The sequence below is a fragment of the Kitasatospora sp. NPDC057595 genome, from assembly GCF_042800875.1.
Lineage (GTDB): Bacteria > Actinomycetota > Actinomycetes > Streptomycetales > Streptomycetaceae > Kitasatospora.
This window is the reverse complement of the sequence record NZ_JBHVGL010000003.1, coordinates 1-23,388: the sequence shown is the minus strand read 5'-3', so window position 1 is coordinate 23,388 and position 23,388 is coordinate 1. Positions and strand designations below refer to the sequence as shown.

The window sequence follows — 23,388 nt, the reverse complement described above, 5'->3', positions numbered from 1 at the left end:
TGGCGTCGCGGCCTTGGACCCACTCGGTGTTCACGCCCTCGGCGCTGACGCGCTTGGCGGCGACAGCACCGAGGTCCTGACCGGAGCCGTGGTGAACGGCGATACCCGCGTCCGGGAAGGTAATCCAGCCGGAGTCGGTGCCCCGCCCTCCGACCTTTTCGGTCCTCACCTTGTCGACATCGGCGGTCCCGGCCGCAACCGTCCCCCGGACGCCGTTGTCATCGTCGACCCTCACGCCGTCCTCGGTGAATGTGACCCGGCCCTGATCGGTCGTCCCCTCGACCCACGGGGCCCGCGCTCCGCTCTCGAACTCGGGGACGACCGCGTGGACGGTGGTGGTGAGGAAGTACCCCTCCTCAACCTGCCCGTTGCTGTCGGCCGTACCGGCCACGAGGGTGTAGGTGGTGCCCCGTGTCAGGGCACGGGAGGGGGTGTGCTCGTAAGCCCCGAACGGCACGGGAACGGGCCGGGCCGGCGGGGGGACAGGCTCTGAAAGCCCATCCGGGTAGCGGATCCAGTAGGTGAGGCTGTCCGGGCCGTCCCAGCGCAGGACGACGTCGTCGCCGGCGCTCACCAAGGCGCTCTCCGCGCGGAGGTTCTGCGGGACCAGTGGCCTCTGCTTCACCAGCGCGAGGTTGGTGATGAAGGGATAGCGGTTCATGGACGAGCCGCTGGTCGCCGCCTTCTCGTTCAGCGAGATGACAACCAACCCGGCCTGGTCGGAAACGGGGATGTCCTCCAGTTTCAGGACGAAGGACTCCTGCCCTGGCAGCTTCACCCGCTTTCCCGAGGTGAAGGCGAACCGGAAGCGTCCCCCGCTGTGCCAGACGAAGCTCGGTGCTGTACCCGCCGGCTTCTCGTAGGTCCCGGTGACACTCGCGTTGATCGCCGACACGTCGTCCGTCAGGTCGTCGCTGCCGGTGCCGACCGGAATCAGCACATCAACGTGTTCGATCTTCACCTCGGAGAGGCTCGTGTTCGAGACGACGATGTACACCGTCCCCACGGACGGCGCCCCGGGACGCGAGACTTGAAGCGGTGTCGGATCCGTGACGATCTCGTAGTGCAACACAGAGGGCACGGGTAAGTACTCCCTACCTTTGCTTTCACGCATGCGGGCAGAAGAAGCGCAGTCGGTTCGGGCTGTTGCCGGGCGCCGCCGGGATCCTTCGAGGCCACATGTCCCGCCGGGGAATGCCAGCAGCCTGACCGACAGTAAGCAACCCCTGCTGTACGAGCCCCGCTGTCTTTGCGCTCTGTCCCGAATTGACCTCTGCCTGACCAGAACCACGTCGCAACTCCCGTCCAGCCCTGCGGGGGGAGGCGATCCATGAACCACCCCTACTTACGTGCCGGGACAGTTCGCCCGGACGGTTGCCCCTCTCCTGTCCTGCTCGGGTGGATGGGCGGCCGAGGCCACGGCGCCGGGCGTGCGGCAGGGCGTGCGGCCTGGGCGCGCGAGCCGTGCGGGGGCGCCCCGTCCGGCGCCCCCGCACCGTCGCGTCCTTGCGCCGCGGTCAGCCGGTCGTCGCCCACTCCTCGCGCAGCCGCCCGAACACCTCGTGGAACTCGGGGAAGGTCTTGCGCACACAACCGGGGTCGTCGAAGGTGATGCCGGGCGTGCGCAGGGCGGTGACGGAGAACGACATGACGATCCGGTGGTCGCCGTGGGAGTCGAGCGCGGTGCCGCGCGGGACGCCCGGCCGGATCTCGATCCAGTCGTCGCCGGTGGCGACCTCGATGCCGAGCCGGCGGAGGTTCCCGGCGCAGGCGTCCAGCCGGTCGCACTCCTTGACCCGGGTGTTGGCCACGTTCTCGATCCGCACCGGCCCGTCCGCGAACGGGGCGAGGGCGGCGAGCGTCGGCATGGTGTCGGAGATGTCGCGCATGTCGACGGTCAGACCCGACAGCCGGCCGTCCCGGGGGCCCTGGACGGTGACCCGGTCCGCGCCGACCTCCACCCGCGCGCCCATCCGGGCCAGCACGTCGACGAACCGCAGGTCGCCCTGGAGCGCGTCCTTGCCGAGCCCCGGGACGGTCAGCTCCCGGCCGGTGAGCGCGGCGGCCGCGAAGAAGTAACTCGCCGTCGAGGCGTCCGGCTCGACCGGGTAGGCGGTGGCGCGGTAGCCGCTGGGCGCGACCTCGAAGACCCGGCCGGTGCGCGTCACCGTGGCGCCGAAGGCCCGCATCATGGCGACGGTGATCTCCACGTACGGCGCCGAGACCAGGTCGGTGACGGTGATCCGCAGGCCCTGCTCGGTGAGCGGGCCGAGCAGCAGCAGCGCGGTGAGGTACTGCGAGGACAGGCTCGCGTCCAGGCTCAGCTCGCCGCCCCGCACCCCGTCGGCGGTGATCCGCAGCGGGTGGTGGCCCTCGGCCTGCTCGTGCCGCAGGTCGACGCCCAGGGTGCGCAGCGCCTCGGTCAGCGGACCGAGTGGGCGGCGCCGCATCTGGGCGGAGGCGTCGAAGCGGAAGGAGCCGCGCCCGGCCGCGGCGAGCACGGGCAGGAAACGGGCGGTGGTCGCGCCGTCGCGGCAGAACACCTCGGCGTCCCGGGCCGGGCCCTGCGGGCGGCCCTCGACCGTCCACCGGTCCGGCTCGCGGCTGAGCGTGTAGCCGAGCGCGTCAAGGCCCTCGGCGAAACCCTCGGTGTCGTCGGAGGACAGCGGCCGGTGCAGGGTGGTGGTGCCGTCGGCGGCGGCGGCGAGGAACAGCGCCCGCGCGGTCACCGACTTGGAGCCGGGGATCTCGACGGTCGTCATGGTGCCTCCGGGATGAGTGGGCGAGGGGGAGGGACGGGGTCGTCCCGGCCATCCTGCCGGAGGCGGTGCGGGGTGCGGGGGGTCGTCCGGTTGCTGGACGATTCGCCGGACGGTGACGGTGGAGCCGGCGGACGCTGGTGGGAGCGGGGCGGGCGTCAGGGCAGGTCGGGGCCCCGGGCGGTTGTGGCACGATGCGGGGGACCGGCCCGAACGGCCGCCCGCCCCGCCCGGGTCCCGGCCCGGGCCCGCCCGAGAAGAGGCCCCGTGCCCGAGAGCAGCACCCGATCGGCCGCCGAGGCCGTCAGCACCGACCGCCTCGCCTTCCGCACCGCGACCACCGCCGACGTGCCGGCCCTGCTCGCCCTGGTCGAGTCCGCCTACCGGGGCGACGCCAGCCGCGTCGGCTGGACCACCGAGGCCCACCTGCTGGAGGGCCAGCGCACCGACACCGAGGGCGTCACCGCGGCCGTCACCCACCCCGACGGCGTGGTGCTGATCGCCGAGCTGGACGGTGACCTGCTCGCCTGCTGCCAGCTGGAACGCCGGGGCGAGCACGCCTACTTCGGCATGTTCTCGGTGCGCCCCGGCCGCCAGGGCGGGGGCCTCGGGCGGGCCCTGCTCGCCCGGGCCGAGCGGTACGCGGCCGAGGAGTGGGGCGCGGTGGAGATGGAGATGACCGTGATCGAGCAGCGTGCCGAGCTGATCGCCTGGTACGAGCGCCGCGGCTTCCTCCGCACCGGCCAGTACACGCCGTTCCCGTACGGCGACGAGCGCTTCGGCATCCCGCTCCGCCCCGACCTGCGGTTCGAGAAGCTGATCAAGGGGCTCACCACCGGCCGGTAACGGTGGCTGTAGCTTCGGCGACGGCGGTGACGGCGGTGTCGGGTGGTGGGTGACGGCCCGGAGGGTCCGCCCACCCCCTCGGTGGGCGGACCGCCTCCGAGGCCGGCCAGGGGATCAGCCCCGGACCGGCTACGGCAGCAGGCCGCGCTCGCGCAGCAGCGGGACCAGGTGGTCGCGGACGGCGGGGGCCAGTCGCAGGGCCGGGTCGAGGCCGTCCGTCCAGCGCAGGTCGGCGAGCTCCGCGGCGGGGGCGGGCGTACGGTCCAGCCCGGCCTCGAACACGGTCATCCGCATCGGGACGCCCTCCAGCGCCGCGACCGCCTCGATGTCGGCGAGGTGGCGCGGTGCGACGGGGGCCGCGCCGAGTTCCTCGGCCAGCTCGCGGGTCAGCGCCGTGAGCGGCTCCTCCCCGGCGTCCGGCTTGCCGCCCGGGAGGTAGAAGACGTCCGGCGCCGTCTTCTTGCTGACGACCAGCAGCCGGCCCTCCTCGACCACGGCGGCGGCCACGACGGTGAGCGGTGCGGGATCGGTCTCCGGTGTTTCGTGCTCGAACATGGTCGTGATTGTTCCAGTCACCGATCACGCGGGTTCGCGCGGGCCTACGGGCGGTCGTGTGCGCAGGGCCTCCGCTCCGGCGGGCCGGTGGGCATCGTCCTCGCCGAGGGCCCCGACGGTGCGTCCTGGGCGGCGGCCCGCTGGGCTCCGGTGACGTGGGCCTCGTGCGCGGGGCCTCGCCGAACCCGTACGAATCGGGCGCGCCCCGCTCGATGAGGCCCTTCCCGTAGCGGCCCTGGCCGCCGGGGGAGCGGCGGGCGGCCGAGATCGACGGCCGACCGCTGCCGGAGGCCGCCGTCGGTCCACGGGAGTCGTCCGCCGCTCAGTGGTAGATGCTGCGGCAGAGGCGGGCCTGCTCGGAACCGGCCGCCCAACGGCCGAACCGCTCCGCCTGATCGCAGATCGTGCCCGCCCCCGCGCCGGGCGCCACGCCCGCCGCGGCGGCGCTCACGGCAGTGGAGGGCGCGGGCGCGGCGCCCGGCGCCGGTGTGGACGCCGGGGCGGGACCGGAGGACGGGGCGCCCGCCGTCCGGCTGGGCGCCGGGCGCGGCGAACGGCTCGGCTTCGGTCGCGGCGACCCGGCGCGATCCCCGCCGTCGGCCCGGGGCACGGCCGCCGGCTGCGGCTCGTCCTCCGCCGCCTCGGCCACCGCACCGGCCGCCGCACTCGCCGCCGCTGCCGCACTGGCCGTGGCGGCGGCTCGCGCGCCCTCGCCGCTGGTGGTCGTCGGCGGCGGCAGCGGGGACGGCGCGGGCACCGGCATCCGGTCGATCGCCGCCGAGGCGACCGGGGACGGCGGGAGCGGCGGGGGGGCCGAGGGCCCCGGGAAGGCCAGCACCCCGGACGACTCCTCGCCCGGCCCGGGCCCGCACATCGCCAGCACCACCGCCAGCCCGGCGACGATCCCGGCCGAGCCCGCCATCCACCCCCGGCGCCGTCGCTGTCGGGCCTTCTCGGCGGCCGCTTCGGCCATCGCCTCCCAGGGCGGCGGCTCGCTGGGGTTCGTCGGCGGGGCCGGCACCGGCGGAGGCTGCCACGCGTGGGCCGGCCACTGCCACTGCACGACGCCGGACGGCTTCGTCACCCCCGGACCGGCCGGACCAGCAGGACCGCCCGGGCCCCCCGGCCCCGGGGGACCTCCCGGACCCACCGGACCCGTCGGCCGCGCCCGGCCCGCCGCCGTCGGTCCGCCCACCACCGGTCCGCGCGGCGGCGGCGGACCACCGGTCGGCACTCCGCCATTCGGCGGCGGACCGCCGGTTGCCGCCGCGCCGCCGCCCGTCGATTGCCCGCTCATGTCCTCGTCCTCCTGCCATCGCCTGCTCCGGCTCCCCGGCGGCTCACCCGTCGCCGACGCCCGGTCGCACGGGAACGGGGCCGGTCCGGGGCCGCCGTAGGGCCCCGCTCGCCGTACTCAACGAGCGCGCCGACGGCGGGACATGACCCGGAAGAGCGCCCCGGGGCGCGACCGCCCCTCCTCACGCCCCCGGCCGTACGCTGCCTGCCGTACCCCGGGTGCGCTCCCCGGAGGTCCGCCACATGCTGGGCACATGGAAACCAACAGCCCGTCCGGCACGGCGCAGCCCCAGGTCAAGGTCGCCGAGTTCCGCACCGACAGCCGCTACCGGCTGGTCCACTTCGAGGGCCACGGCTGGGAGCCGCTGGGCCCGGAGGAGTTCGAACCGCGGATCCACCAGCTGTTCCCCGACCTCGACCCGCGCGACCCGGCCCGCGTCCAGTGGGAGGACCGCCCGTGGGAGTGGCCCACCTGGCACCCGGGCGAGGCCTGACCGCAAGCGTGACGGCCATCCGGGGTAGCGTTGGCACGGCCTGTTGACAGTTCCGGCGGGCCCGGTTGACGCCGGACGGCGGAGGGGGAGCGATGGCGACGGGGGAACCGGGCGCGGACCGACCGGTGGGCACCACCGGCTACGGCGCGGCGGCCGACGAGCTGGCGGCGCAGTACGAAGCCGTCACCTTCGCCGACGTCCACCGCGAGGCCCTGTACCTGATCCCGACCCGGCCCTGCGACGTCCTCGACGTCGGCGCCGGCAGCGGCCGCGACGCCGCCGCGTTGGCCGCCCTCGGTCACCGGGTGGTCGCCGCCGAACCCACCGCCGAGCTGCGCCGGATCGGCGAGCGGCTGCACGCCGGCAGCGGCGTCCGCTGGGTGGACGACGCCCTGCCCGCCCTGCCCCGCCTCGGCGCCGAGGGCATCCGCTTCGACGTCGTCCTGCTGACCGCCGTCTGGATGCACCTGCCCCCGGACGAACGCCCGTCGGCAATGGCCGCGCTGGCCGGCCTGCTCGCCCCCGCCGGCCGCCTCTTCCTCTCCGTGCGCCACGGCCCCGTCCCGCCGGACCGCCGGATGTACGACGCCCCGGCCGACGAAACCCTCGCCCTCGCCCGCGCCCACGGTCTGCACCCCCTGCTGCACACCGAACGCCCCGACCTGCACGGCCGCACCGACGTGCACTGGACCGTCCTGGTCCTCGCCGCCGACGGCCCGCCGCCCGCCCGCCCGCTCAGCTCGCGAAGCCGCCGTTGCTCAGCAGGAGCTGACCGTTGACCCACTGACCCTGCGGCGAGCAGAGGAAGGCGACGAGGTTCGCGGTGTCCTCGGGCGTGCCGAGCCGGCCGAGCGGCGTGTGGCCGACGACCGCCGTCCGCACCTCCTCGGTCATCCAACCCGTGTCCACCGGGCCGGGGTTGACCACATTGGCGCTCACCCCCAGCTGGGCCAGCTCGCGCGCTGCGGCGAGTGTGATCCGGTCGAGCGCCCCCTTGCTCGCCCCGTAGGGCAGGTTGCCCGCCGTGTGGTCGCTGGTGAGCGCGACGATCCGTCCACTGCCCGCCGGCCCGGCGAACCGACGCCCGTACTCCCGGATCAGCAGCCAACTCGCCCGCGCATTGACCGCGAAGTGGCGGTCGAAGCTCTCCACCGTGGTGTCGAGCAGCCCCGAGTCCACCGACTCGCAGTGACACAGCACCAACGCCGTCACACCACCGAGCCGCCTCTCCACCTCGTCGAACACCCGCCCCGGAGCGCCCGGTTCAGCCAGATCGGCCTCCACCGCGACACTCGCCGCACCCTCGTCCGCGAGCGCCCGCCCGACCGCCTCGGCGGCCCCGGCCTCCTCGCCCCAGGCCATCCGCCGGTCATAGGGCGTCCAGTAGGTGAAAGCCACATCCCACCCGGCCCCGGCAAGCCGCCTCGCCACCCCGGCCCCGATCCCCACCGTCCGCCCGACACCGGTGACCAACGCCACGGGCCGGGAGCTGGGGGAGCGCGGGGATTCGTCGCCGATCGTCATGACAGGCGATCGTCCGCTCGGAGATGGCAGACCGTCAAACCCTTTACGCTGCGTCCACGCAAGCTTCCCGCCCAGTGCCGCACAGGAAGTCGGACCGGCCGACTTCCTGTGCAGCACGTTGGACAGGGTGCTCCCGCACCCACCACGAGGCACCCCGAAAGCCGGAAATGCCCGGATCTCGACAAGTTGCAGATCCCGCCCCATCGCCCCCTGGACCCGCAGCTCACGGCCGCTGCTCCCCGCACACGCGGGGATGGTTCCGACCTCGGCCATGGCCGCTATTGGCTCCGCCGCTGCTCCCCAGGGGACCGGGGAGCGGCGGCGGGTGGGAGGAGGCCTCGTGGGTGGCCGGGCTTAAATCCGCTGACGGGGGTGGCCAGTTGGCGATAATGGGCGGCGTGGAGGAAATCGAGGTAGTCGTCGCGCATCGTGAACGGGCCACGCTTCGCGTCGGCGAGGTGTTTCTCAAGGTCGACGCCGATCAGGCGCGTACCGATGTCGAGGTGGAGGCGATGGGCAGGGCGCCGATTCCGACGCCGCCCGTGCTCTGGCGGAAGCCGCCCGTGCTCGCGATCGGGGCTGTTCCCGGGGTGGCGCTGGGGCGGCTGGGGGAGGTGTCGGGGGCTTCGGCGGCGGCGTGGCGGGCCGCGGGGGCGACCGTGCGGCGGTTGCACGATGCGCCGTTGCCGCCGTGGCCGGGGCGGGGCGTTGACGAGGTGGCGGCGCGGCTGAACGCCGAGTGCGAGTGGCTCCTCGCGAACGATGCGCTGCCCGCCGGGCTGGTCGCGGGCAATCGTCGGATCGCCGAGGTTGCGCTGCGCCCGTGGAGGCCCGCGTTCATCCACGGGGATCTGCAGGTCGCCCACGTGTTCGTGAACGGTGACGAGGTCACCGGCGTCATCGACTGGTCGGAGGCGGCCCCGGGCGACGCCCACTACGACCTCGCCACGTTGACCCTCGGGCACCCGGAGCGCCTCGGTGACGTCCTCGCCGGCTACGGCGCCGACGCCGACGTCGACCTCGAACTGATCCGGGCGTGGTGGTCGTTGCGGAGCCTGCTGGTGGTCCGCTGGCTGGCCGAGAACGGGTTCGACCCCGCCTTGCCGGGCTGCGAGGTCGACGTGCTGAGAGCCCAACTGAAGGGTGACGTCGAGTAGCGGGTCCACGGAGCGGCGCACCTGGGCGAGCAGTGCCGCGCCCTCCAGCAGCTCGAAGCCGTCCGCCGTCAGGCGTTTCGCGAGCACGGCCTGCCGGTCCGCGTACACATCCCTGTCGACGGACCTCCGGCGGAGCGAAGGTGACGGGCGGTCGGCGGTTTCCCGCTCGGGCCGTGATCGAATACCTTTCCGCACATGACAAAGAGTCACCCGTCGACCTCCGCCCCGAAGAACGGCCGCACCGGCCTGCTCGCCGCGCTGCTCGCGTCCGTCCTGGGCGTCACCACCGTCGCACTGACCACCCCTCGCGCGGCCTCCGCAACCTCCGCCGCCCCTGCGGCCCCCGCGCCCGGTGAGGTCGTCGTCGACGAGGGCTTCAACGGCCCCGGCCTCCCCGCCGGCTGGAACGCCGTCGAGGGCGCCTGGAAGGTGGAGAACGGCCGCCTCGTCGGCGCCTCCACCGACTGGAACCAGCAGACCCGCATCACCTTCGGCCGCCACCTCACCGACTTCCGCATCGAGGCCACCGCCCGCTTCGACACCGTCGTCGACGGCGCACGCTGGGCGGCGCTCGGGCTCGACGTGCCCGCCGACGGCACCACCCCCTGGTCGATCGCCACCATGCGCTCCACCACCACCGCCGCCAACGGCCTGGAGTTCGCCCAGCGCACCCCCGCCAACACCTGGAACGTCACCAACACCGGCTCCGCCGCGACCGCCGCCGGAACCGGGCGCGATGTGCGCATCGCCGCCGAGGTGCACGGCACCACGGCCCGCTGGCTGTTCGACGGCCGGGAGGTGATGCGCACCACGCAGGTCGCCCGCAGCGCCGACGGCGGCCAGGCCCTGATCGTCAACGGCGCCCAGGTCTCCTTCGACGACCTCAAGGTGACCGCCCTCGCCCCCGGCGCCTTCGTCCGCCAACCGGGCGCGCCGCTCACCGTGTTCGCCCACCGTGGTGCCTCCTCGGCCGCGCCCGAGAACACCCTCCTCTCCGACGAGGTCGCCCGGCGGGCCGGTGCCGACTGGATCGAGAACGACGTCCAGCCCAGCCGCGACGGCGTGCCGTACGTCCTGCACGACGACACGGTGAACCGCACCACCAACGGCAGCGGTCGCATCCGCGACCTGACGGCCGCCCAGCTGGACGGCCTGGACGCCGGCTCCTGGTTCGCCCCGACGACGGCCGGTGCGCGGGTGCCGAGCCTCGCCGCCCAGCTGGACGACCTGCGCACCCGCGGCGGCAGCCTGCTGCTGGAGATCAAGGGCCCGCACACCCGCGACGAGGTCGCCCGCATCGTCAAGGACATCCGCGACCACGGCATGACCGGCCGCGTCCTGGTCCAGAGCTTCGAGGTCGACGCCCTGCGCTACACCCGCGAACTCGCCCCCGACCTGCCGCTCGCCCTGCTGCGCGGTGACCTGGACGCCGACCCGGTGGCGGTCGCCCGCGACCTCGGCCTGTCCGCCTACAACCCCGCCGATGCCGCCCTCGCGGCCCGCCCCGGGGTGATCGCGGCCCTGCACGCGGCGGGCGTCGCGGTCAACGTCTGGACCGTCGACTCGGCCGCCCGCTGGAAGGCCCTGGACGCCGCCGGCGTCGACGGCATCATCACCAACCGCCCGGCCGAGCTGGCCGGCTGGCTCTCCGCCCGCCCGTAGCCGCCTACGGCTCGGGCCCACCGCCCGCCCGGTCCCGCCCGGTGACCGGGCGGGCGGTACCCCCGAACCGGGGTGGCGGGCGTCGACAACCATCAACGGCTTCTGCCGCGGTCAGCGGGCCGAGGGCGTCGCCGCCTTCCTCTTCCACCTCGACCGCATCGGTCTGAAGGCCGACGTCGAACAGGCCTTCCAGGCGGTCCAGGCGGCCCACGCGACCCGCAGCGGCGATCTGGCCGCGATCAGGCGGGCTCTCGCGGCCCTCGACGACCGTAACCTGCGGCTGCTGAACGCCCTGCTCGACCCGTCCGCCCCACCCCCGCCCGAACCGAAGGCCCCCACCGGCCGGCGGTTCTGGCGCAAGGACACCAACGGCCCCTGATGCACCCGCCCCTACAACGTCCCGAACCGCGCCGGCCCCGTCGGACGGTAGGTGTGCGCCGTGATGCCGGACGGGGTGGTGCGGGTGCCGGTGAGGCGGAAGGCGGTGGGCGGGCCCGCCTCGGGGAAGAGGCGGTGGCCGGTGCCGAGCCGGACCGGCGCGGTGACCAGGTGGTACTCGTCGATCACCTCGTGCGGCATCAGGACCCGGGCGAGGGCGCCGCTGCCGTGGATCTGGATCTCGGTGTCGCCCAGCCGCTCCTTGAGCGCGGTCACCTCGGCGACCAGGCCGCCGGGGGCGGCGCCGGTCAGCACGGTGGTGTTGTACCAGGCGGGCTCGCCCAGGGTGGTGGAGGCGACGTACTTGGGCAGCGCGTTGAGCGGGGCGGCGATCGGGTCCGCCGGGTCGGTGACCTTCGGCCAGTAGCCCGCGAAGATGTCGTACGTCCGGCGGCCGAGCAGGAAGGCACCGGCCCGGCCGAGCACGCCGTCCATCAGGGCGCCGAACTCCTCGTCGTCGGCGAACGGGAACAGCCAGCCGCCGTGGGCGAAGCCGTCCTCGCGGTCCTCGTCCGGTCCGCCGGGCGCCTGCATCACGCCGTCGAGGGTCAGGAAGGTGGTCAGGACGAGCTTGGCCATGAAGGGTCTCCCCGGTCGGATGCCGCCCCCCGGGGTCCAAGATCCCAGACGGCCGCCCGCGCCGCCGGTGCGCCACGCCGGTCGTCCGGCGCCCGGGCGGGTCTGGAAGAGTGCGGGGCATGAGACTTCGCTGCGCCGTACTCGACGACTTCCAGGGTGTCGCCACCACGATCGTGGACTGGTCGCCGGTCTCCGACCGGGTGGAGGTGGTGGCGTTCCGCGAGCATCCCGCCTCCGAGGACGAACTCGTCGCGGCGGTCGCCGACTTCGACATCGTGGTCACGCTGCGCGAGCGGATCCCCTTCCCGGCCTCGGTGTTCGCCCGGCTGCCCCGGCTGCGGCTGCTGGTCGCCTCGGGGATGCGCAACTCCGTGATCGACCACGCGGCGGCCCGCGCGCACGGGGTGACGGTCTGCGGGACGGCCAGCTCCTCGACGCCGCCCGTGGAGCTGACCTGGGCACTGCTGCTGGGGCTGGCCCGGGGGCTGGTGGAGGAGAGCACGGCGCTGCGCACCGGCGGGCCGTGGCAGAGCACGGTGGGCGCCGATCTGGCGGGGCGCCGGCTGGGTCTGCTGGGTCTCGGCAAGATCGGTGCCCGGGTGGCCCGGGTGGGGCTGGCGTTCGAGATGGACGTGGTGGCGTGGAGTCCGAACCTCACCGACGAGCGGGCGGCGGAGGTGGGGGTGGACCGGGCCGGGTCCCTGCCGGAGCTGCTGAGCGGGAGCGACTTCGTCTCCGTGCACCTGGCGCTCGGCGAGCGCAGCCGCGGGCTGCTGGGGGCGCCGGAGCTGGCGCTGATGAAGCCGGAGGCGTACCTGGTCAACACCTCGCGGGCGGCGATCGTCGACCAGGACGCGCTGCTGGCGGCGCTCGCGCGGGGCCGGATCGCGGGGGCTGCGGTGGACGTGTTCGACCGGGAGCCGCTGCCGGCCGGCGATCCGATGCGCAGCGCGCCCCGGCTGCTGGCCACGCCGCACCTGGGGTACGTGTCTCGGGACAACTACCGCCGCTACTACGGCGAGGCGGTGGAGGACATCGCGGCGTTCCTGGCCGGCTCGCCCGTCCGCGTCCTGGGCGGCTGACGGCTGACGGCCGACCGCCGAGGGCCCGTCGCCCGCCCCCTCCGTGAAGGGGCGGGCGACGGGCCGCGGCGCGAGCGGGCGTCAGGAGACCGAGACGGCGCTCCACGCGGCGGCGACCGCGTTGTACTCGGTGCTGTTGGCGCCGTAGAGGTCCTTGGCGGCGTTCAGGGACGCGGTGCGCGCGCCCTTGTAGTCCGTGGTGGACGTCATGTAGACGGTCAGCGCGCGGTACCAGATCTTCGCGACCTTCTGGTTGCCGATGCCGGCGACCGTCGAGCCGTTGCAGGTCGGGCTGTTGTAACCGACGCCGTTGACGGTCTTGGCGCCGCTGCCCTCGCTGGCCAGGTAGAACCAGTGGTTGCCGACGCCGGAGGAGTTGTGCACGTCGAGCTGGCCGACCTTGCGGCTCCAGCAGTCGGCGGAGCTGCCGTCCAGCGAGGGCTTGTCGAAGCGGCGCAGCCACGGCGGGGTGGACTGGTCGCTGAACAGGTAGTCGCCGGTGTCGACCGGGTTGTTGGCGTACCACTCGACCATGGTGCCGAAGATGTCCGAGGTGGCCTCGTTGAGGCCGCCGGACTCGCCGCTGTAGCGGAGGTTGGCGGTGGCGCTGGTGACGCCGTGGGTCATCTCGTGGCCCATGGTGTCGAGGTCGACCTGCTCGGGGTCGGTGACGCCGTCGCCGTCGCCGGTCATCATGCAGAAGCAGCTGTCGGACCACTGGGCGTTGTCCCACTTGGTGCCGACGTGCACGAAGACGGTGGCGCCCTTGCCGTCGTTCTTGATGCCGCTGCGGTTGAAGGTGTTCTTGTAGTAGTCGTACGTCCAGGCGGTGTTGGCGTGGGCGTCGACGGCGGCGGTGGCGCGGTCGGTGGAGAACTTCTTCCCGTCGCCCCAGACGTTGTCGGCGTCGGTGTAGAGGGTGCCGGAGCCGGCGTTGATCGCGCTCGCGGAGAGGTTGCGGGCGTCCTTGGTGGTGTGGCCGCGCAGCGGGTCGATCAGCGCGTAGCCGCCGCCGCTCTGCGCGGTGGTGTCGATGGTGATGTCGCCGGTGTACTCGGAGTGACCGGTGCCGGAGGCCTGGTGCTCGGAGTCGTAGGCCTCGATCTGCTCGCCGCTGTCGGCGTCGGTGACCACGACCCGGCCGGCGGGCTGCCCGTGGTCGCCGGTGCCCTGGACGGTGGTGCGCCAGGCCAGCCGCGGGGTGCCGTCGGCGGCCCAGACGACCAGCTCGGGGCTGCTGCCGGCGTCACCGATGCCGGGGGCGGCCGCCAGCGCGCGACCGGCGGTGAGCTGGGCGGGGACCTTGGGGACGATCGTCTTCACGGCGGCGTCGTGGGCGGCCGCGCGGGAGGAGTCCTTGAGCCGGCCGCGGGCGTCCTGGTGGACCACCAGGTCGCCGCCGACCACGGGCAGGCCGAGGTAGGTGCGGTCGAAGCGGACGTGCCGGCTGCCGTCGGCGTCGAGCACGACGTCCTTGACGACGAGGTCCTGGCCGTCGCCGAAGCCGAAGACCGCGGCGTTGCGGGCGACGTTGGCCCGGGCCTGCGCGATGGCGGCGTCACGGCCGGCGGGGGCGGCCGAGGCGGTGCCGGCGGTGACGGTGGCCGCGACGAGGGCGGCGGTGGCGGCTATGGCTCCGGCCGCGAGGCGGCGGCGAGAAGAGGAGGAGGGGCTCACTCTGACTCCAGTCGGGGGTGTTGCGTGGTGCGGGGATGAGGGCTGCGATGAGATTGACGGTGATCAGTCAGTCAGAGCTAGAGGCGGCGTCAGAACTTTGCCAAGTTGTGTCCTGTACTGATCAAGAGTGACGGCTCGTGAGCAGCCTGCTTACGCTCCTGCCATGACGAACCCCCAGCCCCTCCCGCCCCTCGACCTCCACTGGCGGGGCGAGTTCACGGACCATGAGCTCGACGCCCTGCACGCCGCCGCCTTCGGTCACCCCGCGTCCGAGGCCGACGGCACCCCCGCGCCCTGGCGCGCCCGGCTGGAGCGGCACAGCCTCGGCTGGGTCTGCGCCCGCCCGGCCCCGGACGGTCCGCTGCTCGGTTTTGTCAACGTCCTCTGGGACGGCGGCGTCCACGCCTTCCTGCTGGACACCGCCGTCGACCCGGCCGTCCGGCGCGGCGGCACCGGCACCCGGCTGGTCGCGGTCGCCGCAGAGAACGCCCGCGCGGCCGGCTGCGACTGGCTGCACGTCGACTTCGAGCCGCACCTGCGCGCCTACTACCTCGACGCCTGCGGCTTCCGGCCCACGGACGCGGGGCTGCTCGCGCTCTGAACGGCCCGCCGCTCGGAGCTCGGCGCCCGACGCTGCCCGACGCTCCGGCGCTGCCCGACGCTCCGACGGTGCCCGGCGCTCCGGCGCGAGCCGGTGTCCACCGCTCGGACGCCCGGACCGCCGTCCGGGCGAACGGTTGTACTCTGCACGCGGACGGTCGGCGCCGGCCCGTCCGGTGCGGCGCCGTCTCCGTGACCCTGCCCGGCACCGGACCCGTAGGAGGCCCGCCGCATGAGCACGTCCGACCCGCGCACCTCGTCCGACTCGGCCGCCCCGGTCCCGGCCCCGGCCGCCACGGCCCAGGCCGCCGCCACGACCCCCGCCGCCGGCGTGGACCCGCTGCCGCTGCTGCGCGCCCGGGCCGTTGACGTCGTCCGCGACGGGCGCCATCTGCTGCGCGGGATCGACCTCGCCATCCGGCCCGGCGAGCACTGGGCGCTGCTCGGCCCCAACGGCGCCGGCAAGTCCACCCTGCTCGCCCTGCTCGGCGCGGTCTCCCACCCCACCCGCGGCGAGGTGGACGTGCTCGGCCGCCGGCTCGGCCGGGTCGACATCCGCGAGCTGCGCGCCCATCTCGGCCACGTCAACCCCCGCCACCCGCTGCGCTCGCCGCTGACCGTGCGCGAGGTGGTGCTCACCGGCGTGACCAACACCATCGAGCCGGACCTGCACCGCAAGCCCGCCCCGGAGGAGCTGGACCGGGCCGAGCGGCTGATCGAGACCCTCGGCATGGCGGCGACCGCGGAGTCCGCGTGGACCACGCTCTCGCAGGGGGAGCGCGGCCGGGCGCTGATCGCCCGCGCGCTGATGCCCAGCCCGCGGCTGCTGCTGCTCGACGAGCCCGCCACCGGGCTCGACCTGACCGCCCGCGAGCTGCTGCTGGACAGCCTGGACCTGCTGCGTCACCAGCACCCGGAGCTGGCCAGCGTGCTGGTCACCCACCACCTGGAGGAGCTGCCGGAGTCCACCACGCACGCGCTGCTGCTGCGCGGCGGGGAGACGGTCGCGGCCGGGCCGGTGGACGAGGTGATGACCACCGAGCTGGTGAGCGCCACCTTCGGGCACCCGATCCGGATCACCCGGCACGAGGGCCGCTGGACCGCCCGGGCCGCCGCCCGTCGCACCCCGGAGGTCTGAGACCCGGGACCCGGACGGGCTCCGAAGCCCGAGCGAGGTTCGAGAGGGGGCGCGCACCGCCGGTGCGCGCCCCTTTACCACTTCTTTGCCCTCTTGGCCACGACCCGGTGCGCCCCCGGTGGCCGGAACTCGTCGGCGGACGGACGGTCGGGGCTCCGTCGGCCCGCTCCCACCTGCACCGTTTCGTGACCGACCCCGGTGTAGACGGCAAAATCTGATATCCCTAAGGTATGCCTTAGCTAAGTGGCCGGGACGGTGCGGATGACGCCCTCCCGGTCGCCCGCGCTGAGCCCTGCCCTGATTCGCCCTGCCCCGACCGCTGGAGCCCGCATGCCCGCCCGTCGTTCCACCGCAGCCACGTTGCTCACCCTCGCCGTGGCGACCGCCGTACTGGCCGGCTGCTCGAAGAAGGACGACAAGGCCGCAGCCGACGCCGTCGCGGTGAACGCCACCGACACCGCCTGCGAGCTCTCGAAGACCAGCTTCCCGGCCGGTCACGTGGCGTTCGACATCTCCAACAAGGGCTCGAAGGTCACCGAGGTCTACGTCTACGCGGCCGGCGACAAGATCGTCACCGAGCGCGAGAACATCGGCCCGGGCACCAAGACGACCATCAACGCCGAGATCAAGGCCGGCACCTACGAGGTCGCCTGCAAGCCGGGCATGGTCGGCGACGGCATCCGCCAGAAGATCACCGTCACCGGTGACGGCGGCTCGGCCGCCCCGGCCGACCCGCGGCTGACCGCGGCCGTCGACGCCTACCGCAAGTACGCCCAGGAGCAGGCCGACGCCACCATCCCGGCCGTCGAGGCCTTCGCCGCCGCGATCAACGCCGGCGACCTGGCCAAGGCCAAGTCCCTCTACGCGCCCTCGCGCACCGGCTGGGAGCGCACCGAGCCGGTCGCCGAGAGCTTCGGTGACGTCGACCCGAAGACCGACACCCGCGAGGACAAGCTGGAGCCGGGCCAGGAGTGGACCGGCTGGCACAAGCTGGAGAAGTCGCTCTGGGCCGACGGCACCATCGGTGACGCCGAGAAGAAGCTCGCCGACCAGCTGGTCGCCGACCTGAAGGACTGGCAGAAGAAGATCCCCGAGGCGGAGATCACCGCGACCAGCATGGCCAACGGTGCCAAGGAGCTGCTGGACGAGGTCGCCACCAACAAGGTCACCGGCGAGGAGGACCGCTACAGCCACACCGACCTGGCCGACTTCGTCGCCAACGTCGAGGGCGCCAAGAAGGCCTACGAGCTGCTGAAGCCGGTCGCCGCCGAGAAGGACGCCGAGCTCGCCAAGACGCTGGACTCCGAGTTCGCCGCCATCGAGACCCTGCTCGCCAAGTTCAAGCAGCCCGACGGCACCTACACCTCCTACGACAAGGTCACCGACGCCGAGCGCAAGACCTTCTCCGACGCTGTCAACGCGCTGGCCGAGCCGCTGTCGAAGCTGGCCGCCGCGGTGGTCGTGAAGTAGTACCTGCCGCCCGGCGCCCGCCAGCGGCGCGCGCCGGGCACCGCACCGCGCACCACCCCCCGCACTCCGCCGTGGCGGCCCCGTGGCCGTCACGGCGTCCGTGAGTCCAGCACAGAGAAGGGCCCGCCCGCCGATGGACGCCGAGAACCAGCAGCAGAACGGGACGCCGTCCGGCAACGACGCCACCGCCGCCGACACCGCGAGCCGCACCGCGGTCAGCCGCCGCGCCGTGATCGGCTGGGCCGGTGCCGGGGTCGCGCTGGGCGCGGCCGGCGTCGGCTCGGTGGCCGCCGCGACCCGTCAGGACGACGACGGCCCGGCTGCCCCGGCCGCGGCCACCGCCGACGTCCCCTTCTACGGCGACCACCAGTCCGGCATCGCCACCCCCGTCCAGGACCGGCTGCACTTCGCCGCCTTCGACGTCTCCGCGACCGCCACCCGCGAGTCGCTGGTCAAGATGCTGAAGGAGTGGACCAAGGCCGCCGCCGCGATGACCGGTGGCCGCGAGGTCGGCAGCGGCGCGGCCAGCGGCCTGCCGGAGGCGCCGCCGGACGACACCGGCGAGGCTCTGGGCCTGCCGGCCTCCCGGCTGACCCTCACCATCGGCTTCGGCCCGAGCCTGTTCGAGAAGGACGGCGTGGACCGCTTCGGCCTCCAGGCCAAGCGGCCCGAGGCCTTGATCGACCTGCCCAAGTTCAAGGGCGACAACCTCGATCCGCAGCGCAGCGGCGGCGACCTGTGCGTCCAGGCCTGCGCCGACGACCCCCAGGTCGCCGTGCACGCGATCCGCAACCTGGCCCGGATCGGCATGGGCACAGTCAACATCCGCTGGTCGCAGCTGGGGTTCGGCAAGACCTCCTCGACCACCCCGGACGCCCAGACCCCGCGCAACATGATGGGGTTCAAGGACGGCACCCACAACATCGCCGGCACCGACACGGCCAAGCTGGCCGACCACGTCTGGGTCGCCCCCGGCGAGGGCCCGGAGTGGATGACCGGCGGTTCCTACCTGGTCGCCCGCCGGATCCGGATGCACATCGAGACCTGGGACCGCGCCCCGCTCAAGGAGCAGGAGGACGTCTTCGGCCGCACCAAGGGCGAGGGCGCGCCGTACGGGCGGACCAAGGAGCACGACGCCCCGGACCTCAAGGCCATGCCGCAGGACTCGCACGTCCGGCTGGCCCACCCGGACTCCAACGACGGCCTGATGATCCTGCGCCGCGGCTTCTCCTTCACCGATGGCACCGACGGCCTCGGCCGGCTGGACGCGGGCCTGTTCTTCCTGGCCTACCAGCGGGACTCCCGCAAGGCGTTCGTCCCGCTCCAGCAGCGGCTCGCGGCCTCCGACGCGCTGAACGAGTACATCCAGCACGTCGGTTCGGCTCACTTCGCCTGCCCCGCGGGCGTCCGCAAGCCCGGCGAGTGGTGGGGCCAGGCCCTCTTCGGCTGAGGCCCCGAGGCCGACCCCCCACCCGTCTCGCCCGTATCACCCTCTTCACCTCCCAGGGAGCCAGCGTGTTCGCCAACTACCTGATCGGCCTGCGCGAAGGACTCGAAGCCAGCCTGGTCGTCTGCATCCTCATCGCCTATCTGGTCAAGACCGGCCGCAAGGACCGGCTGCCCCCGGTCTGGGCCGGCATCGGTGTGGCCATCGCGCTCAGCCTGGCCTTCGGCGCCGTGCTGCAGTTCGGCTCCACCCAGCTCAGCTTCGAGGCCCAGGAGGCTCTGGGCGGCACGCTGTCGGTCATCGCCGTCGGTCTGGTCACCTGGATGGTGTTCTGGATGCGCCGCACGGCGCGGCACCTGAAGACCGAGCTGCACGGCAAGCTGGACGCGGCGCTCGCGATGGGCACCGGCGCCCTGGTGCTGACCGCTTTCCTGGCGGTGGGCCGGGAAGGCCTGGAGACCGCGCTGTTCATCTGGACCGCGGTGCAGGCCACCTCGGACGGCTACAACCCGATCATCGGTGCGGCGCTCGGTCTGCTGACCTCGGTGGTGCTGGGCTGGCTCTTCTACCGCGGCGCGCTGAAGATCAACCTGGCCAAGTTCTTCACCTGGACCGGCGCCATGCTGGTCGTGGTCGCCGCCGGTGTGCTCGCCTACGGCGTGCACGACCTCCAGGAGGCCGGCTGGCTCGGCGGCCTGGACAAGGTGGCCTTCGACATCAGCAGCACCATCCCGAAGGACAGCTGGTACGGCACCCTGCTCAAGGGCGTGTTCAACTTCCAGCCGGATCCGACGGTCTTCCAGCTGGCCGTCTGGGAGGCGTACCTGGGCCCGGTGCTGACCGCCTTCCTGGTCGGCACCGCGGGCGGCGGCCCGGCCAAGCCGGCCGCCCCGAAGCCCAGTGCGGCGAAGTCGGCCGCCTGAGCGAACACTTCGCGCCATCGGCGCACCCGCGTAGGACCCCAGAACGCCCCGTCCGGCCACCCGCCGGACGGGGCGTTCGGCGTTCCCGGCGTGTCGGCAGCCGCTGTACCTGGCAGCCGGTCAAGAAGTTCACCTCCTGGATCTACCCGCGTAAACCCGGCCGCCCCCATCCTGGTGGGCAGCCCGGGCAGGTTCCCGCCCGGGGGCTTTCCCCTGCCCTCCTCGACCCAGGAGTCCCCGCATGTCCGCGATAGCCGCGCCCCGCCGCGCCCTGGCCGCCGCCTTCGGTGCCCTGCTGCTCGCCCTCACCACCCTGCTGACCGGTGCGGGCACCGCCCAGGCCGCCCTGCCGACGCCGATCTCCGCCGCCACCGCCCGCGGCTACCTCGCCGCGATCGCGGTGGCCGCGGAGTCCCACACCACCACCTACGACCGCGCGCTCTTCCCGCACTGGATCACCATCTCAGGCACCTGCAACACCCGTGAGACGGTCCTCAAGCGCGACGGCAGCAACGTCGTTACCGACGCCAACTGTGCTGCTGTCAGCGGCAGTTGGGTCTCGGTCTACGACAACGTGACCACCACGGGCGCGTCGGGCTTCGACATCGACCACCTGGTGCCGCTCGCCGAGGCCTGGCGCTCCGGCGCCTGGGCCTGGACCACCGCCCAGCGCCAGGCCTTCGCCAACGACCTGACCCGCCCGCAGCTGGTCGCCGTCTCGGCGAGCTCCAACCGCTCCAAGGGCGACCAGGACCCGGCCAACTGGCTGCCGCAGGCCTCCTACCGCTGCACCTACGCCCGTGCCTGGGTGCAGGTCAAGTACTACTACGGCCTCTCCGTCGACAGCGCGGAGAAGAACGCCCTCTCCTCGATCCTCAACGGCTGCTGAGGAAACGTTCGTCCACGGCCTGGAACGACAGCACCGCCCGCCGGGAGCGATCCCGGCGGGCGGTGCTGGTGTGGTGGGGCGGGCGCTACTGGCTCTTGATCGCGCCCAGGATGTCCATCCGGGCGGCCCGGCGGGCCGGCCAGAGCGCGGCCAGCAGGCCGATCACCGCGGCGGCGGCCAGGAAGAAGGCGATCTTCCCCGGCGGCACCACCATGGTGATGTTCTTGAACGTGTCCGCCAGGGTCCGGGTGCCGGCCCACGCGGTGACGATGCCCAGGAGCACGCCCACCACACCGCCGAACAGCGCGATCATCAGCGACTCCAGCCGGACCATCCGGCCGATGCCGCGCCGGTCGAGGCCGACCGCCCGCAGCATGCCGATCTCCCGGCGGCGTTCGAAGACCGACATCGCCATGGTGTTGATGACGCCCAGGACCGCGACCACCACGGACATGCCCAGCAGTCCGTACATGATGTTCAGCACGGCCGTCACCATCTGGCTGTTCTCGGCCTTGATGTCCTTCTCGCCCTTGACGGTGATCAGCGGGTTGCCACCGGTTGCGTCGCGCAGCGCCTGCTTCAGCTCGGGGGTCGCGCCGTCGGAGCCCTTGACCAGGACCTTCTCCAGGCCGGAGCCGGCGGCGGCGTGCGGGCCGACCAGCTGGTTCGGAGCGACCAGTCCGGCGACCAGGCTGTTGCTCTCGATCAGGGCGCCGACCGTCAGGGTGCCGCGGGCGCCGTCGGGGTAGGTGATGTCGAGGGTCGAGCCGACCGTGAGGTCGTTGCGCTCGGCATAGCCGGTGGTGGAGATCAGCTTGCCCTGCTTGAGGGCGTCGGCCGCGCCGGCGGTGACCTTGAGGTCGACCAGCTGGTCGAAGGTCGCGGCGTCGACGGCGGTGAGCAGGGAGGTGTCGCCGTCGGCGACGGCCTTCACGGAGACCTCGCGCAGGACGCTCGTCGCGGTGACGCCGGGGACCTTGGCGATCTGGTCGGCGACCTCGGGGGAGAGCATGGAGAAGTTCTCCATGGCGACCGCGTAGTCGGCCTTGAGGTCGCTCGCGGTGGCCTCGTCGACGGCCTTGTTCACCGAGGCGCCGACCACGGTCAGCGCGGTGATCAGGGTGACGCCGATGGTGAGGGCGGAGGCGGTGGCGGCGGTGCGGCGCGGGTTGCGCACGGCGTTCTCGCGGGCCAGCTTGCCGGGCGTGCCGAACAGCTTGCGCAGCACCGGGGCGAACAGCGCGATCACCGGGCGGGACAGCAGCGGGGTGAGCACGAAGACGCCGATCATCAGCGCGCCCGAGCCGAGCCCCACCACGTTGACCGACTTGGCGGCGGCGCCGCCGAGCAGTCCGGCGACGCCGATCGCGGCGAAGAACAGACCGATGATGTTCCGCACCAGCAGGGACTTCTGGGTGGCGGGCTGCTCGGCCGAGCTCATCGCGGCGATCGGGGCGATCCGGGAGGCGCGCAGCGAGGGCAGCCAGGCGGCCAGCACGGTGACCAGGGTGCCGACGAGGAGCGAGGCGATCACCGTGGACGGGGCGATCACCAGCGGGCCGGTGGGCATGCCGGTGTCCAGCGAGCCGATCACGGCCTGCAGACCGGCGGCGATGCCGATGCCGGCGAGCAGACCGCCGATCGAGGCGGTCAGGCCGACCAGCAGGGCCTCGGCCAGGACGGAGAGGGTGATCTGCTTGCGGCTGGCACCGACGGCGCGCAGCAGGGCGAGTTCCTTGGTGCGCTGGGCGACGAGCATGGTGAAGGTGTTGGCGATGATGAAGATGCCGACGAAGAGCGCGATGGCGGCGAACATCAGCAGCGCGGTGGACATGCCCTTGGTGCCCGCCTCGATCATCCGGTCCTGCTCGTCGGCCAGCTCGCGGCCGGTGCGGGCCTCGACGTCCTCGGAGGCGGGCAGGGCCTGCTTGACGGCGGCGAGCAGCGCGGTGTCGTCCGCGCCCGGCTTGCCCTTGACGTCGATCTCGGCGAACCGGCCCGGGGCCAGGTAGAGCTGCTGGGCGGTGGCGGTGTCGAAGGCGGCGAGCGAGCCGCCGGAGATCACCCGCGGGTCGTTGGTGGTCACGGTGCCGGTGAGCTTCAGCTCCATGACCGGGCCGTTGACGGCGACGCGCACGGTGTCGCCGACCTTGAAGCCGCCCTTCTCGGCGGTCTTGGTGTCCAGCGCCACCTCGTCGGCGGTGCGCGGGCCCCGGCCGTCGACCAGCGGGAAGCGGGGGTCGGTGCCGTCGGCGCCCGGGACGTAGTTGGTGCCGGTCGTGGAGAAGCCGTTGCCGATCAGCGCGCCCTTGCGGTCGGCGATCCCGGCGAAGCCGCTGACCACGCCGCGGGCCTCGGCGGCGCCGGGCAGCGCGGCGATCGCCTTGCGGGTGTCCTCGGTGAGGGAGGGGCCGTCGGAGGCCTTGGCGCCGTGGTCGTAGCCCTTGCTGACCGCGGCGCGGTCGTTGACGGTGACGGCGATGTCGGAGTAGCTCTTGGCGCTCTGGGAGCGCATGGCGTTGCCGAAGGTGTCGGTGAAGACGAGGGTGCCGGCCACGAAGGCGGTGCCGAGGAGCACGGCGAGCGCCGTCATCAGCAGTCGGCCCTTGTGGGCCAGCACATTGCGCAGTGCGGTGCGGTACATGGGGTGTCCTGGAGTGTGCGGAGGGTCGGGTGGCGGACGCGGGGCGTCAGCTGGTGCGGCCCTTGGCGTCGAAGCGGCGCATGCGGTCCAGGACGGTGTCGGCGGTGGGGTTCGCCAGTTCGTCGACGATGCGGCCGTCGGCGAGGAAGACGACGCGGTCGGCGTAGGCGGCGGCGACGGGGTCGTGGGTGACCATGACGACGGTCTG

20 protein-coding genes and 1 pseudogene are annotated in these 23,388 nt (G+C 73.4%); 12 read left to right on the top strand and 9 right to left on the bottom strand.

Translation table 11 applies throughout. The annotated features are described in order from the left end of the window. A partial coding sequence (locus ACFU9E_RS06335; protein WP_380714807.1) for a hypothetical protein occupies window positions 1–1,081 on the bottom strand: 1,081 nt, incomplete at its 3' end. A gap of 436 nt (window positions 1,082–1,517) precedes the next feature. Beyond that, window positions 1,518–2,762: a 3-phosphoshikimate 1-carboxyvinyltransferase gene (aroA, locus tag ACFU9E_RS06330; RefSeq protein WP_380685520.1), complete on the bottom strand. Its 1,245-nt coding sequence runs from the start codon at window positions 2,760–2,762 to the stop codon at window positions 1,518–1,520. 264 nt (window positions 2,763–3,026) lie between these two features. Between aroA and ACFU9E_RS06325 the strand changes: the two genes are divergently transcribed. After that, on the top strand, window positions 3,027–3,605 hold the full coding sequence (locus ACFU9E_RS06325; RefSeq protein WP_380685517.1) for a GNAT family N-acetyltransferase: 579 nt from the start codon (window positions 3,027–3,029) through the stop codon (window positions 3,603–3,605). Window positions 3,606–3,734: 129 nt separating this feature from the next. Here the strand turns inward: ACFU9E_RS06325 and ACFU9E_RS06320 are convergent, their stop codons facing one another. Next, window positions 3,735–4,160, bottom strand: coding sequence for an NUDIX domain-containing protein (locus ACFU9E_RS06320; RefSeq protein WP_380685515.1), 426 nt, complete (start codon window positions 4,158–4,160; stop codon window positions 3,735–3,737). Window positions 4,161–4,482: 322 nt separating this feature from the next. After that, the gene (locus tag ACFU9E_RS06315; protein ID WP_380714805.1) at window positions 4,483–5,244 is read right to left on the bottom strand and encodes a hypothetical protein; all 762 of its coding nucleotides are present in this window, start codon (window positions 5,242–5,244) and stop codon (window positions 4,483–4,485) included. 466 nt (window positions 5,245–5,710) lie between these two features. Between ACFU9E_RS06315 and ACFU9E_RS06310 the strand changes: the two genes are divergently transcribed. Then, window positions 5,711–5,950, top strand: a complete 240-nt coding sequence (locus tag ACFU9E_RS06310) for a hypothetical protein (protein ID WP_380686952.1) — start codon at window positions 5,711–5,713, stop codon at window positions 5,948–5,950. Window positions 5,951–6,042: 92 nt separating this feature from the next. Further along, a complete protein-coding gene (locus ACFU9E_RS06305) occupies window positions 6,043–6,729 on the top strand; it encodes a class I SAM-dependent methyltransferase (protein ID WP_380686955.1) in 687 nt (228 codons plus the stop codon). On the opposite strand, the gene ACFU9E_RS06300 is transcribed toward ACFU9E_RS06305, so the two are convergent. Then, complete coding sequence (locus ACFU9E_RS06300) at window positions 6,686–7,474, bottom strand: SDR family oxidoreductase (RefSeq protein ID WP_380686964.1); 789 nt, start codon at window positions 7,472–7,474, stop codon at window positions 6,686–6,688. The two genes, ACFU9E_RS06305 and ACFU9E_RS06300, sit on opposite strands and share 44 nt — an antisense overlap. A gap of 398 nt (window positions 7,475–7,872) precedes the next feature. Here ACFU9E_RS06300 and ACFU9E_RS06295 point away from each other — a divergent pair, with 398 nt between their 5' ends. Beyond that, window positions 7,873–8,631, top strand: a complete 759-nt coding sequence (locus ACFU9E_RS06295) for a phosphotransferase family protein (RefSeq protein ID WP_380686957.1) — start codon at window positions 7,873–7,875, stop codon at window positions 8,629–8,631. Window positions 8,632–8,826: 195 nt separating this feature from the next. Then, window positions 8,827–10,293 carry a glycerophosphodiester phosphodiesterase gene (locus ACFU9E_RS06290; protein WP_380686959.1) on the top strand — a complete coding sequence of 489 codons (1,467 nt, stop codon included), beginning with the start codon at window positions 8,827–8,829 and terminating at the stop codon, window positions 10,291–10,293. A 390-nt stretch (window positions 10,294–10,683) separates the two neighbouring features. On the opposite strand, the gene ACFU9E_RS06285 is transcribed toward ACFU9E_RS06290, so the two are convergent. Continuing rightward, complete coding sequence (locus ACFU9E_RS06285) at window positions 10,684–11,310, bottom strand: dihydrofolate reductase family protein (protein ID WP_380686961.1); 627 nt, start codon at window positions 11,308–11,310, stop codon at window positions 10,684–10,686. 119 nt (window positions 11,311–11,429) lie between these two features. On the opposite strand from ACFU9E_RS06285, the gene ACFU9E_RS06280 reads away from it, so the two are divergent. Then, a complete protein-coding gene (locus ACFU9E_RS06280) occupies window positions 11,430–12,392 on the top strand; it encodes a D-2-hydroxyacid dehydrogenase family protein (RefSeq protein WP_380686963.1) in 963 nt (320 codons plus the stop codon). An 81-nt stretch (window positions 12,393–12,473) separates the two neighbouring features. On the opposite strand, the gene ACFU9E_RS06275 is transcribed toward ACFU9E_RS06280, so the two are convergent. Continuing rightward, the gene (locus ACFU9E_RS06275; protein ID WP_380689578.1) at window positions 12,474–14,069 is read right to left on the bottom strand and encodes a M4 family metallopeptidase; all 1,596 of its coding nucleotides are present in this window, start codon (window positions 14,067–14,069) and stop codon (window positions 12,474–12,476) included. Between the two features lie 163 nt (window positions 14,070–14,232). On the opposite strand from ACFU9E_RS06275, the gene ACFU9E_RS06270 reads away from it, so the two are divergent. From ACFU9E_RS06270 to ACFU9E_RS06245, 6 genes are all read left to right on the top strand, one after another. Beyond that, window positions 14,233–14,670: a GNAT family N-acetyltransferase gene (locus ACFU9E_RS06270; protein ID WP_380689576.1), complete on the top strand. Its 438-nt coding sequence runs from the start codon at window positions 14,233–14,235 to the stop codon at window positions 14,668–14,670. A gap of 231 nt (window positions 14,671–14,901) precedes the next feature. After that, on the top strand, window positions 14,902–15,807 hold the full coding sequence (locus ACFU9E_RS06265; protein ID WP_380689574.1) for an ABC transporter ATP-binding protein: 906 nt from the start codon (window positions 14,902–14,904) through the stop codon (window positions 15,805–15,807). Window positions 15,808–16,137: 330 nt separating this feature from the next. Then, window positions 16,138–17,277 carry an iron uptake system protein EfeO gene (gene efeO, locus ACFU9E_RS06260; protein WP_380689330.1) on the top strand — a complete coding sequence of 380 codons (1,140 nt, stop codon included), beginning with the start codon at window positions 16,138–16,140 and terminating at the stop codon, window positions 17,275–17,277. A 133-nt stretch (window positions 17,278–17,410) separates the two neighbouring features. Continuing rightward, the gene (efeB, locus tag ACFU9E_RS06255; RefSeq protein WP_380689328.1) at window positions 17,411–18,727 is read left to right on the top strand and encodes an iron uptake transporter deferrochelatase/peroxidase subunit; all 1,317 of its coding nucleotides are present in this window, start codon (window positions 17,411–17,413) and stop codon (window positions 18,725–18,727) included. 65 nt (window positions 18,728–18,792) lie between these two features. Further along, window positions 18,793–19,647: an iron uptake transporter permease EfeU gene (efeU, locus tag ACFU9E_RS06250; RefSeq protein WP_380689326.1), complete on the top strand. Its 855-nt coding sequence runs from the start codon at window positions 18,793–18,795 to the stop codon at window positions 19,645–19,647. Between the two features lie 241 nt (window positions 19,648–19,888). Further along, a complete protein-coding gene (locus tag ACFU9E_RS06245) occupies window positions 19,889–20,536 on the top strand; it encodes an HNH endonuclease family protein (RefSeq protein ID WP_380714803.1) in 648 nt (215 codons plus the stop codon). A gap of 85 nt (window positions 20,537–20,621) precedes the next feature. Here the strand turns inward: ACFU9E_RS06245 and ACFU9E_RS06240 are convergent, their stop codons facing one another. Together ACFU9E_RS06240 and ACFU9E_RS06235 are read right to left on the bottom strand one after the other, a co-directional pair. Continuing rightward, window positions 20,622–23,180 (bottom strand): ABC transporter permease, encoded by a 2,559-nt coding sequence (locus ACFU9E_RS06240; RefSeq protein WP_380684485.1) that lies wholly within the window; start codon window positions 23,178–23,180, stop codon window positions 20,622–20,624. A gap of 46 nt (window positions 23,181–23,226) precedes the next feature. After that, window positions 23,227–23,388 (bottom strand): annotated as a pseudogene (locus ACFU9E_RS06235) (ABC transporter ATP-binding protein); the annotation flags it as partial.